The sequence below is a fragment of the Sporomusa acidovorans genome (assembly GCF_900101845.1).
GTDB lineage: Bacteria > Bacillota > Negativicutes > Sporomusales > Sporomusaceae > Sporomusa > Sporomusa acidovorans.
Window position 1 is genome coordinate 116,411 of record NZ_FNAM01000007.1, and the last position, 15,263, is coordinate 131,673.

The window sequence follows — 15,263 nt, forward strand, 5'->3', positions numbered from 1 at the left end:
TATGAATTAGTGATAAATTTAACGAACTCGTAGGTGATAAGGATGAACAGCGATATCTTATTAACCAATGAAGAGTTATGTGCCGGCTGCAATAAGTGTATTGCCAAGTGCCCGACCAAAGCAAACATTGCCTATTCAGTGGATGGTCAAAATAAGGTGCGGGTCGATCAGAACCGCTGTATTCATTGCGGTGAATGTCTTGAGGTATGTGATCACGGGGCAAGAGACTATAAGGATGATACAGAACGCTTTTTTGCCGACCTTGAACAAGGTACAAGTATCTCGCTGCTCGCTGCACCTGCCGTTCGTTTTAATTTTGCTAATTATAAACGGCTTTTCGGCTATTTGCAGTCGCTGGGAGTGAAGGCTGTTTATGATGTATCCTTTGGCGCAGATATTACCACCTGGGCTTATTTAAAGGCAATTAAAGAGCAACAGTTACAATCGGTGATTGCCCAGCCTTGTCCGGCTATCGTTAATTATGTGCAAAAATTCCGGCCGGAGCTGATGAACAATCTGGCACCGATTCACAGCCCGATGATGTGTGCCGCAGTTTATCTGCGTAAATATAAGAATATTAAAAATAAACTGGTTTTTCTGTCTCCCTGTATCGGTAAAATAGATGAAATCAATGAAAAAGATACTGCCGAATTAGTACAATATAATGTTACTTATGCGAAGCTCGAACAATATTTGCTCCAAAAAGGTGTTAACCTGGCGGCTTTTCCGGAGGTTGATTTTGAAGAACTGAACTGCGGTCTGGGGTTGACCTTCAGCCGTCCGGGCGGCCTGCGGGAAAATGTGGAATTTAATACCAGGGACGCATGGATCAGGCAGATTGAGGGTCCGGGTCATACCTATCATTATCTTGATGAATACGCTAAGCGGATACGGGAAGCAAAACCCGTACCTTTGCTTGTCGATATTTTAAACTGTAGTTGTGGCTGCAATCTGGGGACAGGCACCAATAAAGTTATGCCTATCGATGATATCGATTATCGCATGAATGAACTGAAACAGGAAAAAATCAAGGAACACACACAAACGAAATTACTGAAAAAATCGTATGATTTGTTTACCCGGTTTGATAAGGAACTTACCCTTGCCGACTTTGTGCGGCGGTACGAAGATAAGTCACAAATACTCAAAAACGCCGATGATGCCGACCTTGAACCTATTTTTACTGTGCTGCACAAAACTACGGAAGAGGCCCGCAAAGTAAATTGTTATGCTTGTGGATTCGGGAATTGCCGGGATTTCGCCAAAGCGGTCGCCAGCGGCAATAACCATGTAAACAACTGTATTGATTATAATCGCAAAGAGGTAGAAAATGAGAAAAAACAGTTAGCCGAAAGTCATAGTGAAGTGGAAACCATGCTGACTAAAGTAAAATCTCTGAGCGAAGAGCGGGCGCGTTCTGCCGAATTGCTTAAAGCCCATGTCAGGGATATTACAGATGCGATTAACGAGGTATCGGTAGGAAGCGGTGAAAATGCCAAAAGTATTGAAAATATCGGTGGCGAAATGCATTATATTTTTAAAACAGCCACTGAACTTAGAGATAGTATTGGTGAAGTAGAAACCAAGCTAGCCGATTTTGGACAGGCTTCTGATGAAATTGTCGGTATTGCCAGTCAGACGAATCTCTTGTCGCTTAATGCCGCCATCGAAGCGGCGCGGGCTGGTGAACTGGGCAAGGGCTTTGCTGTGGTGGCCAACGAGGTACGGGTGTTGGCAGATCGTTCGAAAACAGCCGTCACATCAACTAAGCACAGTGAAGAAGATATCAGGCAGCAGGTTGCCAAAATTATGAATATTGCTGATGAACTGGAAAAGAAAGTTGATACTGTGAACAATGAAATTACCAATATCTCTGCGACCGTTCAGCAGGTAACGGCAAAATGCCAGGAAATTGCGGCGACGGCTTCCGTTCTGGAACAAAAATAAATATAAATTATAGGTTTTTATTACCTATACTGTTAATGCAAGCCAAACGAAAGAGGGCTCCCACGGGAGCCTTCTTTCGTTTGGCTTGCCGGGCCTGTTTCTATTTAGTAGCCGGTAAAGCAAAAGGCTTACAGGGCGACGGCCGCTCCCCCAAAGGGAGGCAGCGGCCGCTGGTAAGTAATTTTTTAACACGTTGAGGAATCTTCATCAGCAAAGCATAATAAGAGGAGAATGATGATAATGATTAAAATGATTCTGCTATTGCCGCCGCCAAACCCACAGCCCATATAAGTACCCCCTTTGATGTAATTTAGTTATTGGTGCTGGTTTGATGCCATTGTATGCGGCGGCAGTGTCTTTGGTTAAAAGATAATTTGGCTGGGATTATTAGGAAATATTTTATTGTTATTGGAACTTTTTAACGAACCGGCCAATGCGCTCAAGCGCATGGGACAGATTGCTGATTGAGGAAGCGTAGGAGCAGCGAATGTAGCCTTCACCACTTTCGCCAAATGCGTCACCGGGAACGACAGCCACTTTTTCGGTCTTTAACAGGTCTTCGGCAAATTGCAGCGAGGTTAAGCCGGTTTCCTTAATTGAAGGGAAAATATAGAATGCTCCTTTGGGCTCAAAACATTTGAGTCCCAGTTCATGCAATCCTTCCAGCATAAGCTGGCGGCGGCAGTTATATTCAGCCACCATGCTTTCCATTTTTTCCGTGCCGTGCAGGAGGGCCTCAATGGCTCCGAGCTGGGCGGTAATCGGCGCACAAAGCATGGTATACTGATGGATTTTGTTCATGGCGGCAATAAATTCATGATTGGCTAACGCGTAACCGATTCGCCAGCCGGTCATGGCATAAGCCTTGGAAAAGCCGTTTAATAAAATGGTACGGTCACGCATTGCCGGCAGACTGGCAAAACAAGTGTGCATACCCTGGTAAGTCAAATCGGCGTAGATTTCATCCGAAATTATAATTAAATCATGTTTTTTGGCAAACTGGGCAATAGCCAGTAATTCCTGCTTGGGCATAATGGCACCGGTCGGATTGTTGGGGTAGCCGATTAACAGGGCTTTGGTCCGGGGACTTACCAGCTTTTCCAGTTGGGCCACAGTTACGCGAAATTCGTGTTCCATCGTTGTCGGGACAGGTACCGGTTGACCGCCGGCCAGAGTGACACAGGCTTTGTAGGAAACATAACAGGGTTCCGGGATGAGAACCTCCTCACCCGGGCTGATGATGGCCCGGATTGCCAGATCAAGGGCTTCACTGACACCAACCGTTACCAAAGCCTCGGTGCGCGGGTCGTAGGTGACCTGATACTTGTCGTAAATCGTGCGGGCGATTTCTTCTCTGAGTTCTAAAAGCCCATAATTGGAGGTATAGGCCGTATAACCTTTATGCAGCCCATGTACACAACTTTCCCGGATATGCCAGGGAGTGATAAAGTCCGGCTCACCGACTCCCAGCGAAATGACGCCTTTCATTTCGGCGGCAATGTCAAAAAATCGCCGGATGCCGGAAGGCGGGACGGATTTGACAACAGGTGACAGACGCTCGGCCCAACTCATGGCGACACCACCAGCCGGTGATCGTCTTCACGGTCATTGATGATAACCCCTGCATATTTATAAGGCTTAAGCATAAAGTGGGTGGTCGTGCTGATGACACCGTCGATGGTAGATAGCTTGGTAGCTACAAATCTGGAGACTTCCTTAAGTGTATGGCCTTCGACCATAACGCTTAAGTCATAGGCACCTGACATGAGATACAGATTAACCACTTCCGGAAAGCGGTAGATGCGCTCGGCAATGGCGTCGAAGCCTACTTCGCGCTGCGGGGTGATGCGAACGTCAATAATAGCGGTTACTTTATCCTCGCCGGCCTTTTCCCAGTTGATGATGGGCTGATATTTAACAATAATTTTCTCGTCTTCCAGCCGTTTAATCAAGGCGGCAACTTCCTCTTTGGGCTTTTGCAGTAAGGCGGCCAGTTGCTCAACCGGCTGGGTACAGTCTTTTTCCAACTGTGTTAACAATATTTTTAATGATTCTTTCACAAATGATCCTCCCTGTTTGTGTAAAATAAAAAATCCCGTCCCTAAAAAGGACGAGATTATAGTTCCCGCGGTACCACCTAAATTAGCCATAAAGGCTCGCTTGATCCTGTTAACGCCAGGCACGGTCAGACTTACTTATTTCAGCCTGCAGCTCAAGGGTGGCATTCCCATACTGTCTTCCGCCGGTTTTCACCCTAGCCGGCTCTCTAAAAGGTAAGGCATAATACGGTACTATCCCTGTCATCACTCTTCAATATTCAATTTTTATTAGCATACCATAAAAAAAAAGATTGGGCAAGCCTAAGTTTTTTAGGCGTACCTGTGGGTAGATCTTTTTAAAATTTTTGTTAATTTTCAAAAAAAGATAAAAAACAACATTATATTACATTGACTCTATTATTTTCCTAAAATATAATAAAATTATTAAGTTAGTGTGTATTCACTTACCTAGGAGAAAGCAATGAAAAGATTTACTTTACCACGAAAGGACGCCATAGTTCTCAGTGCCATTGAAATTATTGATGAGCTGGGATTGCAGGCGCTATCAACAAAAGAACTGGCAAGTCGCCAGAAAATAAGCGAATCTGCGCTTTACCGGCATTTCAAAAGCAAAGATGACATTGTGATGCAGGTACTGAAGTATTTTTCCAAATTTGACCGGGCGATTCTTCATTCAGCGCAGCAAATGGATGGTTCCGCCAAGCAGCGAATCATTTTCTATATTAAGAGTTTTGTCGAGTATTACGAAAATTTCCGGGCGCTTACGGCACTCTTATTTTCTTATGAACCGTTACGGCATTATAACCAAGAGACCAAAGATAAAGTAGAAAGCATTTTTGCCGACAGGTTCAAGGCTGTAGCCGAAATTTTGGCAGTCGGCCAGCAAAAAGGGGAGCTTACTGCGGGCTATACGCCCAAAGAATTTGCCGAGATTATTTTGGGCACCTGTCAGATAACCATACTCAGGTGGCGGATCAATGATTACAATTTTGCGGTAAAAGACACAGTGCTAAGTTTATTGGAAAGGTTGTTTGCCGCAGTTGAAATTCAAAAAAAGCCATAAAGAAAATGAGGGGGAATAACATTGAAAAAGGTACTTATTGTTGATGATGCAGCTTTTATCCGCTTGTCCCTAAAGATGATGCTGGAGAAAAACGGTTTTGATGTTGTGGGTGTTGCCGAGGACGGCCTGGATGGAATCAAAAAGTTTGTTGAGCTGAACCCTGACCTTGTTACGATGGATATTACCATGCCGGAGATGGACGGCATCAATGCCGTTAAGGCGATTATGAAGCTTAATCCGGCTGCGAAAGTTGTTATGATTTCAGCCATGGGACAGGAATGCATGGTAACAGATGCCATCATTGCCGGTGCAAAAACATTTATTGTCAAACCGTTTAAGGAAGAGCATGTTGTTCAAACCTTACAAGCCGTTTAGTTTTGTCAGGGAGGGGTTAACCTTTGGGAGAGTCTGAACGCGAGCCCATGCTGGATATGTATATCTTTGAGACATTGCAGCAGGTCGAACAATTGGAGCAGGCCGTTTTAGACAGTGAAAAATTAGGTTGCTTTGACACTAATGCGATTAATAAAATTTTCCGGATTATGCACACCATTAAGAGTTCGGCGGCGATGATGCTTTTCAATGAAGTTTCATCGTTGGCGCATTCTTTAGAAGACCTGTTTTACTTTATCCGGGAAAATGGTTCGGTTTGTCTTGATTATTCCCGGCTGACTGATATTGTCCTGGCAGGGATTGATTTCTTCAAGACCGAGACGGTTAAAGTCGATCAGGGTCAGGCCAGCGATGGCAACGCCAGTCATATTACACCGCAAATCAGCCAATACTTAGCCGAGTTGAAGGCCAATACCGGGAATATTCCGGATTTGGCCGACGGCGAAAAAATGAATGAGTCTAAACCGCAGAAATACTACATACCTGCAGGCAAGCCGGAAGCAACAGGCGACAGCAGAGCCTATAACGCGGTTGTTTTTTTTGAAGACGGCTGTGAAATGGAAAATATTCGCGCCTTTGCCCTTGTGCATAATTTAAAAGGATTGGCCGAAGATATTGTTTACGAACCGCCTGATATTATTGAAAATAATGCTACCGCCGAGATGATCAGGGAAGGCGGCTTTACAATCCGGTTTAAAAGCACTCAGCCGCAGGACGCTATGAAAAAATTTTTTGCCGGGACAGCTTTTGTCAAGACGCTGGAAATTAGCGAAACGGCGGCAGAACAAAAGTCTGTGTTTCCCGGGCGGCCTAAACAAATTATTTTAGATGAGCATGAACTTCAGGTGCCGGAAAAATATGCGGCAAAACTGGCGGCGGAAAACAAAGCCACTGATCAGGAACCCGGGTGTGCCAGCCTGAAGCAGACTATGATCAGTGTTCATGTTGCCAAGCTTGATAAACTGATGGATATGGTTGGCGAATTGGTCATTGCCGAAGCGATGGTAACGCAGAACCCTGACATCAATAGCCTCAAACTCGACAATTTTCGCAAATCATCCCGGCAGTTGCGCAAAATTGTCGGTGAATTGCAGGCTGTGGTTATGTCTATACGGATGATGCCGCTGACGGCGACTTTTCAAAAGATGAATCGAATTGTCCGCGACGCCGGTAAAAAACTGGACAAGCAAGTAACACTTACGCTGGTAGGCGAGGATACAGAGGTTGATAAAAACATTATCGAAAAAATATCAGATCCCCTCATGCATTTGATCCGCAATGCTGTCGACCACGGGATTGAGTCGGCAGCGGAACGGCGTCAGGCCGGGAAAGCGGAGAACGGAACCATCACGTTGGAGGCCAAAAACTCCGGCAATGATGTGTGGATCATTGTAAAGGACGACGGCCGTGGCCTAAACAAGGAAAAGATTTTGGCCAAAGCGTATGCCGCCGGTCTAACAACCAAACCGGAAAAGGAATTAACAGATAAGGAAATTTATTCCTTTATCTTTCTGCCCGGGTTTTCCACCAAAGAGGGAGTCACCGAGCTTTCCGGCCGGGGAGTGGGGATGGATGTCGTTACTAAGAATGTGGAAGAGATTGGCGGTACAATTATTGTGGAAAGCACACCCGGTGAAGGAGCGTCCATTGCACTTAAAATTCCGTTGACACTGGCTATTATTGACGGGATGACGGTAAAAGTCGGCCAATCCCGCTACACGATTCCCACAACGGCGATCCGGGAATCCTTCCGTCCCCAAGCGGGAAATATCATTAAGGACCCCGATGGACGGGAACTGCTGTTTATCCGGGGGCAATGCCTGCCGGTCATTAAGCTCTATGAGCACTATAACACCGCTACCGGTCAGACCTTGCTGGATGAAGGAATTATGATTATAGTTGAGAACGACGGACGGAGTATCGGGCTATTTGCCGATGAATTGCTGGGACAACAGCCTGTGGTTGTAAAAGCATTGCCCGGTTATATAAAAAAGGCCAAGGGCTTGGCAGGCTGTACGTTGTTGGGAGACGGCAGCATCAGTTTGATTTTGGATATTCCGGCGTTATTTTATGCTTAATTGTCGGCAAAAATTGGACACAAGCAGGGGGGAGAATATGGCTGACGCTGATAACCTGGAAATGGAAATAGCTGACTCGCAGCAGGATAAGTATTTAACTTTTGTATTAGACGGTGAATATTACGGCATTGAGATTAGACATGTGATTGAAATTATTGGCGGAATCCAGGCAATTACGACAGTGCCCGAGTTACCGGCCTATGTCAAAGGCATTATTAATCTGCGCGGCAAGATTATTCCGGTCATGGATGTGCGGCTGCGTTTTAAAAAAGCGGCCCAAGAGTATACTGACCGGACCTGCATCATTGTGATTGACCTAAGAGAGGTTACAGTTGGTTTGATTGTGGATACGGTAGCCGAAGTTACCGTAATCCCCGCGGATGATATTGTACTGCCGCCGGCAGGCGCGAAGGGCAGTCAGAATAAGTATATTAAGGGAATTGGCAAAGTCGGCGGACAGGTTCGCCTGCTGCTGGATTGCGATCAGTTGCTGAGCCAAGACGAGACAGACAGTCTGCCGTTAGCGTAACGAGAGTATTTTGAATAATGAAAAATCGGGGGAGGCCTTAGGTTTATGCAATGGTTTTACAATCTTAAGATTAGGAATAAACTGGTGGCTGCGTTTATTGCCGTGGCGCTGCTGGCCGGAATTGTCGGCTTTATTGGTATCTACAATATCAAAGATGTGCAGGAAAAATATGTGGTGTTATACGAGGACTATGGCGTTGCCGGCGCCAATATCGGACAGCTGGGAGTGGCGCTTGAACAAAGCCGCAGTCATTTGCGGGATATTCTTTTGGCAAAGGGATCGGCTGACCGGAGCAGGAATGTGGCGGCCATAAAAGAACTGGACAAAGAAATTGACGAACGTCTGCCCCAGTTTGAAAAAAGCATTAAGGGTAATCAGGTAAGGGAAGAATTTAAAGAGCTCAGAGACAATATAGAAAAGTTCAGGCTTGTCAGAGATAAGGTAATGGTATTGGCCTTGGCTAATCAAGAAGACCAGGCGGTTATTGTCATGCGCAACGAAGGTGCCGGTATTGTCAATGCCATTGATGAATTGGTAGACAAGCTGTATCAGGATAAGGTTAACTTGGGGCGGCAGGTCAGTAAAGAACTCATTGATCAAACCAACAGAGTCATGGTTGTGTTGACTGTCATTATTGCCGTGGCCATTGCGCTGGCGCTCGGCCTGGGCGTGGCTATTGCGCTTACTGTCAGCCGGCCCTTGCAGGCCTTGGCCGGTGAAATGAAGAAGATGGCCGAGGGCGATCTTAATGTCGCTGTAAATATAACCAGCAAAGACGAAATCGGCATGTTGGCCGGCTCCTTTACAACAATGGCTGCCAATATTAATGAAGTGATCAACAACATCAACCTCTCATCCGCGCAGGTGTCGGCAGGCTCACGCCAAATGTCGGCTTCCAGCCTGGCCTTGTCGCAGGGGGCTACAGAACAAGCCAGTTCCATTGAAGAAGTGACCGCATCTATGGAGCAGATTGCAGCGCAAACAACGCAAAACGCGGTCAATGCCAACCAAGCCAACGAACTGGCGATTACCACCCAGGAAAACGCTGAGCAGGGCAACAGTAAAATGCAGCATATGCTTACCGCGATGGAGGATATTAATTCATCGGCCGCCAGTATTTCCAAAATTATTAAGGTTATTGACGAGATAGCCTTTCAGACCAATATCCTGGCGCTCAATGCCGCCGTGGAGGCCGCTCGTGCCGGTCAACACGGCAAAGGATTTGCTGTTGTTGCCGAGGAAGTGCGGAATCTTGCCGCCAGAAGTGCCAATGCCGCCAAAGAAACGACTGTTATGATTGAAGGTTCAATCCAAAAGGCCAATCTGGGAACCCAAATTGCGCAAGAAACAGCGGCATCTTTAAACAAAATTGTTCATGATATTGAGCAGGTTGCCGAGCTTGTCGGGCAGATTGCCGCCGCTTCTAATGAGCAGGCCAGCGGTATTTCCCAGGTTAACCAGGCTATCAACCAGGTCTCCCAGGTTGTACAAAGCAATTCGGCTACCGCCGAGGAAAGTGCCGCCGCCAGCGAGGAATTGTCGGCTCAGGCCGATACTCTTAAAGATTTAGTCGGTAAGTTTAAAGTGAAAAGAACGGCAGTGGCCGGTGGCCTTGGTCCGGTAGACCCGGCAACCCTGAAATTGATCCAGGATATGCTGGATAAACAAAAGGCGGGCGGGCAGACGGACATGCCCAAATCGAAAGTCAAAATTGTATTAAGTGATAACGAGTTTGGCAAGTACTGACAATGATAGGAATTGATGAACAGGAATTCCGCCAATTGGCCGATTTTATTCATGCCAATTATGGGATAAACTTAGGAAATGAGAAAAAACAATTGCTGCTGGGGCGGCTGCAAGGGGTATTGGTGAAAAAGAATATCGGCAGTTTTACCGAGTACTATCAGCAAATCATGGCCGATAAAAGCGGCAGCGAGGTGGCGACACTGCTTGACCGGATTACGACCAACCATACCTTTTTCCTGCGGGAAAACCAGCACTTTGAGTACCTGCGCAGCCAAGTGCTTCCCTATCTGTCAGCCACTGTCAGGGATAAGGATTTACGGATCTGGAGTGCCGGCTGCGCCAGCGGCCAGGAGGCCTATACGATTGCCATGCTGCTGGCCGACGCGTTTGACGGCACTCCGGGCTGGAATAAAGTCATTCTCGCGACAGATATTGCAAGCCGGGTTTTGGAAAAAGCCGTAAGCGGTATTTACCAGAACAATGAGCTGACCGGATTGCCGCCGGCCTGGGAGAAAAAATATTTTGAAAAACGTAATGAAAGCGAACGAACAGTTCGCCGCAGCATCCAAAGCGAGATTATTTTCCGCAAATTCAACCTGATGGAGCCGGTATTTCCCTTTAAGAAAAAGTTTCATGTAATCTTTTGCCGGAATGTCATGATTTATTTTGATCACCAAACCAAACGTGAGCTTATTGGTAAGTTTTTTAACTTCACCGAGCCGGGCGGATATTTGTTTGTGGGTCATTCTGAATCGCTGCACCGTGGGGAAAGCGGATATGACTATATTGCTCCCGGGATATACCGCAAGCCTGGTGGAGGTGGGTATTGTGATCCGAAAAAAGATAAAAGTTTTAATTGTCGATGATTCGCTGGTTTTTCGGGAGTTTTTGGCGCGCAGTCTGGCTGCCGACCCGGGAATTGAGGTAGTGGCTACGGCGGTTGACGCGTATGACGCCAGAGATAAAATTATTGAGTTTGAGCCGGATGTTATGACACTGGATGTGGAAATGCCACGCATGAGCGGCGTGGAGTTTTTGCAGCGGTTGCTGCCGCAGTACCCGCTGCCGGTGGTGATGATCAGTGCGATCAGCGATAAGGTCTTTGAAGCCATGGCGGCCGGGGCCGTGGATTTTGTCGTAAAGCCTGACCCCAAGGGCGGCCGGGCTCCGGCTGTGGTCATTAATGAACTGAAAACGAAAATTAAAGTGGCCTCGATTGCCAAAGTAGCCCAATGCAAGAAGCCTGCTTTGCCGGCTCAACCGGCCGCCAAACCGGTGCAGGCAGGCAGTTCCGACCGCATCATTGCGCTGGGGGCTTCTACCGGCGGAACAGAAGCGATTTTCAGTATTTTAAAAAAGTTGCCGGCCGATATGCCGGGAATGGTGATTGTGCAGCATATGCCGCCGGTATTTACCCGGTTGTTTGCCGAACGCATGAATGCCTTAACGCTGCTGGACGTGAAGGAGGCGCAAAGCGGCGACCGGCTCGGCCGCGGCCGGGTTTTAATTGCGCCGGGGGATAAACATATGCGTCTTGTCAAAGTCAGTGGCGGCTTCGGGGTGGAGTGTGCGGCCGGTGACAAGGTGAGCGGGCATTGCCCTTCAGTGGATGTACTGTTTGAATCGGTGGCCCGGGAAGCCGGGAAGAACGCTATTGGGGTGTTGCTGACGGGAATGGGGCAGGATGGCGCTAAAGGCCTTTTAAAGATGCGCCAAGGCGGTGCCCGGACTATTGGGCAGGATGAACAAACTTCGGTAGTATACGGGATGCCGAAGGTTGCATGGGAACTGGGGGCAGTGGAGAAGCAAGGCGCATTGTCCGCTATTCCCCAACTTATTTATTCATTCTTGCCGTAACGGAGGAGGTGCAGGTTTATGCGGGATTTGGCCGCTGCCTTAGCCAGTATCGGCGATGGCGTAATTGTTACGGGTAAGGATAGCACAATCACTTTTATTAATAAGGCAGCGGAAAGGCTGACTGGCTGGCAGGAAAAAGAAGCTGTCGGGCGTTCACTGACAGAAGTGTTCCAATTAATCAATAGGGAAACCAGGGAGCAGTTTGACGATCCGTTTGCCAGGGCCATTTGTGCGGATGGGCCGGTAGGCTTGATAAATAACATTGTTTTAGTCGCTAAAGACGGCTGCGAATGGTATGTATCGGCCAATACGGCTCCGGTCAAAGACAGCCAGGACGAACTGCAGGGGGCCGTTGTCGTCTTCCGGGATATTACCCGCCTTAAGCAGGTGGAACAAAAACTGACAGAGGAAAGGCGAAAGCTCAAAACCATCTTTGATGCTGTGCCGTCATGCATGCTGATTGTAGACGAACAAGCCCAAATTGAGGAAGTCAACCCGGCTTTTGCCCGGCAGTTTAACTGGGTTGAATCAGGTGGCCAAATTGGCAGAAGTCTGAAATGCAGTAATAGCTATATGGATGAACGCGGCTGCGGCTATAGCCCTGATTGCGAATTTTGCCCGATTCGCAGGGCATTGAGAGAAGTATTTGCCACAGGCCGGGCCGCGGGTGATTTTGACGCCAAGCTGACGCTGGCGACACACGGTCAGGAAACGATGTGGTTCCGGATTAACATTGTTCCCGCTTTTATTGACAACGAACAACGGGCGGTTATTATTATTGATGATATAACGAAATATAAAGAATTGGAGCAGAGCCTGAAGGAGGCTGCCGAGGCAGCCTATGCGGCCAATCGGGCCAAAAGCGAGTTTTTGGCCAATATGAGCCACGAGATCAGAACTCCCCTAAACGGCATTATCGGCATGATTGATTTAACTTTGATGAGTGAACTTACTCCCGGCCAGCGTGAGAACCTGCTGATTTCCAAATCATGTGCGGACTCATTGCTGAATATTATCAGCGACATATTAGAGTTTTCCAAAATCGAAGCAGGCAAAGTAGCGCTGAAAAAAGTCGGCTTTAATTTGCGGGAAGTTATTGAACAGACTCTTAAGCCGCACAAGGTGCGGGCTGCGGGCAAAGGGCTTACACTTACCTGCCAAATCGCCTATAATGTTCCTTTCCTGGTTATCGGGGATCCGCTGCGCTTGCAGCAAATCATCAATAATCTGGTTAGTAATGCCATTAAGTTTACCAATAAAGGCTCTATTGATATGACTGTTAGCAACCTTGGGGATAATGACAAGGTTAAGATTTTGTTTAGTGTTGCGGACACGGGGATTGGGATTTCGCCGGCAGAGACGAAACTCTTATTTCGCAGTTTTAGTCAGGTCGATAGCTCTCATACCAGAAAATACGGCGGGACTGGTCTGGGATTAGCCATATCCAAACAACTGGTAGACATTATGGGGGGAAAGATTTGGGTGGAAAGCCAAAAAGGACAGGGGAGCATATTTAATTTTACGATAGAATTTGAAAGCTGCCATAAGAACGACTTTAAACCGCAAGTCAACAAACCGGTGCAAAAGCGCCGGACGAAAAAGCCGCGCAAAATTTTGCTGGCGGAAGATCACGAACTGAACCAGGCCGTCATCGGCTTGCTGCTTAAAGAGATGGGGCATACCTTTACCATTGCCAATACCGGCACTGCCACTGTAAAATTGTATGAGCGGCTGACCTTCGATTTGATCTTGATGGATATCCAAATGCCGGATATGGACGGCTTGGAAGCCACGGCAGCCATTCGCCGCCTGGAAGCGGAAACAGGCCGGCATATTCATATTATTGCGATTACTGCCCATGCTTTACCCGGCGACAGAGAGCGGTTTATCGCGCTGGGCGTGGATGACTATATTGCCAAACCGGTGCAATTTGATGATCTGTTTGCGATTATTGAAAGAATTGACACAGCCGGTGAAGCAGCAGATGATGAAATTAACGCCCTGCTACATAAAGCGGATGCCATGCCGCTTGCACCGGCCGCTCTCAGCGAACTGACGAAAAAAATATCCGGCTTGCAGGCTGCGGCTATGTTTAGCGATGTCCAGGCAGTGGAAGCCTATGCTCTGGAAATCAAAGCTCTGGCCAGTCAATACAGCCTGGATGCTATCAAAAATTTGGCTTTCCGGATTGCCCTTGATCTTAGAAGGGGGCATTTGGAACAAGCGGGAGTATTGGCGGAGAAGATGATGCAGGAAGTGAATTCTCTGCAAAAACTAAGCGGCATATAAACTATAAGGGGGGGATGGCCATGAGAATATTAATAGCTGAAGATGACTTAGCCAGCAGAACGTTTATGTATAAGTTTCTTTCAGAATATGGCGAGTGCGATTTAACGGTTGACGGCATGGAGGCAATTGAGGCCTTTATGATGGCTCACAGTTTGCAGCAGCCCTATGATTTAATTTGTCTGGACATCATGATGCCGAAAGTTGATGGGATAAAAGCTCTTAAAGTAATCAGGCAGCTTGAAGACCAACAGAATATTCCCGGGGACCGGCGGGCAAAAATAATTATGACGACAGCACTGAATGACACGGAAATGGTGCACGACTCGTTTAACACCGGTTGTGAAGCCTACGCCGCCAAACCGATCGATACGACAAAATTTATTGAAGTTATGCGCAATCTGAACGTGATTTAACGGTAAAAATCCCGCACCGGCGGGATTTTTTGTCAACAAGTATGCTATAGTATAATAGAAGTTTATATGCTTTAAGGTCGGATAATATTGGAGGAGAGCTTAGCGTGAATGATCTTTGCTATTTATATGAATGGTTGGGAAAATATATCAAAGGTTACTACACAGACGACACATACATCATGGAGCGCGTACTGCTGAAGGAAAAACACAGCCGCGCTGTGGCGGAAAATAGCGTTCAACTCGCCGACTGGCTTGCTCTTACCGGCAGGCAAAGGAAGGTGGCCGAAGTTATTGGGCTATTCCACGATCTGGCCCGCTTCCGGCAGGTTACGGAATACCGTACCTTTGTGGATTCCGATTCCTTTGATCATGGGGACGTCGGTGCGGCATTGCTGGCTGAAACGGGAATAATAAAGGATTTTTCAGAACCCGAGCAAGCCACTGTCGATTTTGCCATTAGAATTCATAACAAAATGCTCATTCCGTCGACAACGCCGGAGAATGAATTAATGGCAAAGATCATCCGTGATGCCGATAAATTGGACATCTTCCGGATTTTACCGCCGGTGGCAGCCAATCATGATTATTCTCCTAAAATGCTGGAACAGCTAAAGATCGGTGGCTGCCTGTCCTATACGGACGTAAAGACCATGGCTGACAAACGTCTGATTCGTCTGAGCTGGTTTTATGATATTAATTTTGACTGGACCTTACGGCAACTGGTGGCAGAGGGACAGCTGAACAGACAACTGGCAGCCTTGCCTGATACGGCAGAATGTAGCGAGATCAAGGCAAACATGCAAGCGTATATTGCCGGCAGACTCAACAAACAAGAAGACATGTAAACGGTTCGGGTAACCGCTTGCATGTCTTCTCGTTATAACTGCT

13 protein-coding genes and 1 other annotated feature are annotated in these 15,263 nt (G+C 47.2%); of the genes, 11 read left to right on the forward strand and 2 right to left on the reverse strand.

Annotated elements, in window-relative coordinates; genetic code table 11:
- Positions 1-42 precede the first annotated feature (42 nt).
- Positions 43-1,947 (forward strand): [Fe-Fe] hydrogenase large subunit C-terminal domain-containing protein, encoded by a 1,905-nt coding sequence (locus BLR65_RS07415; protein ID WP_094607941.1) that lies wholly within the window; start codon positions 43-45, stop codon positions 1,945-1,947.
- A 405-nt stretch (positions 1,948-2,352) separates the two neighbouring features.
- On the opposite strand, the gene BLR65_RS07420 is transcribed toward BLR65_RS07415, so the two are convergent.
- Positions 2,353-3,519: an aminotransferase class I/II-fold pyridoxal phosphate-dependent enzyme gene (locus BLR65_RS07420; protein ID WP_093793552.1), complete on the reverse strand. Its 1,167-nt coding sequence runs from the start codon at positions 3,517-3,519 to the stop codon at positions 2,353-2,355.
- Positions 3,516-4,007, reverse strand: a complete 492-nt coding sequence (locus tag BLR65_RS07425; protein ID WP_169716967.1) for an Lrp/AsnC family transcriptional regulator — start codon at positions 4,005-4,007, stop codon at positions 3,516-3,518. The genes BLR65_RS07420 and BLR65_RS07425 overlap by 4 nt, the downstream gene beginning before the upstream one ends.
- Positions 4,008-4,050: 43 nt before the next feature.
- Positions 4,051-4,260 (reverse strand) — a binding site (T-box leader).
- 207 nt (positions 4,261-4,467) lie between these two features.
- Between BLR65_RS07425 and BLR65_RS07430 the strand changes: the two genes are divergently transcribed.
- From BLR65_RS07430 to BLR65_RS07475, 10 genes are all read left to right on the forward strand, one after another.
- Positions 4,468-5,070, forward strand: a complete 603-nt coding sequence (locus BLR65_RS07430; RefSeq protein WP_093793554.1) for a TetR/AcrR family transcriptional regulator — start codon at positions 4,468-4,470, stop codon at positions 5,068-5,070.
- Between the two features lie 21 nt (positions 5,071-5,091).
- Positions 5,092-5,445: a response regulator gene (locus BLR65_RS07435; protein WP_093793555.1), complete on the forward strand. Its 354-nt coding sequence runs from the start codon at positions 5,092-5,094 to the stop codon at positions 5,443-5,445.
- Positions 5,446-5,468: 23 nt separating this feature from the next.
- Entirely contained in the window at positions 5,469-7,541 is a 2,073-nt protein-coding gene (locus tag BLR65_RS07440) for a chemotaxis protein CheA (protein WP_245692552.1), read from the forward strand.
- 37 nt (positions 7,542-7,578) lie between these two features.
- Positions 7,579-8,070, forward strand: a complete 492-nt coding sequence (locus tag BLR65_RS07445; protein ID WP_093793556.1) for a chemotaxis protein CheW — start codon at positions 7,579-7,581, stop codon at positions 8,068-8,070.
- Between the two features lie 45 nt (positions 8,071-8,115).
- A complete protein-coding gene (locus BLR65_RS07450; RefSeq protein ID WP_093793557.1) occupies positions 8,116-9,816 on the forward strand; it encodes a methyl-accepting chemotaxis protein in 1,701 nt (566 codons plus the stop codon).
- Between the two features lie 2 nt (positions 9,817-9,818).
- Positions 9,819-10,682, forward strand: coding sequence for a CheR family methyltransferase (locus BLR65_RS07455; protein ID WP_093793558.1), 864 nt, complete (start codon positions 9,819-9,821; stop codon positions 10,680-10,682).
- The gene (locus BLR65_RS07460; protein WP_245692554.1) at positions 10,645-11,673 is read left to right on the forward strand and encodes a protein-glutamate methylesterase/protein-glutamine glutaminase; all 1,029 of its coding nucleotides are present in this window, start codon (positions 10,645-10,647) and stop codon (positions 11,671-11,673) included. Before BLR65_RS07455 ends, BLR65_RS07460 begins: the two co-directional genes overlap by 38 nt.
- Positions 11,674-11,691: 18 nt before the next feature.
- Entirely contained in the window at positions 11,692-13,962 is a 2,271-nt protein-coding gene (locus BLR65_RS07465) for an ATP-binding protein (RefSeq protein WP_093793560.1), read from the forward strand.
- A 20-nt stretch (positions 13,963-13,982) separates the two neighbouring features.
- Positions 13,983-14,375, forward strand: coding sequence for a response regulator (locus BLR65_RS07470; RefSeq protein WP_093793561.1), 393 nt, complete (start codon positions 13,983-13,985; stop codon positions 14,373-14,375).
- Positions 14,376-14,479: 104 nt separating this feature from the next.
- Complete coding sequence (locus BLR65_RS07475; RefSeq protein ID WP_093793562.1) at positions 14,480-15,220, forward strand: HD domain-containing protein; 741 nt, start codon at positions 14,480-14,482, stop codon at positions 15,218-15,220.
- Positions 15,221-15,263 lie beyond the last annotated feature (43 nt).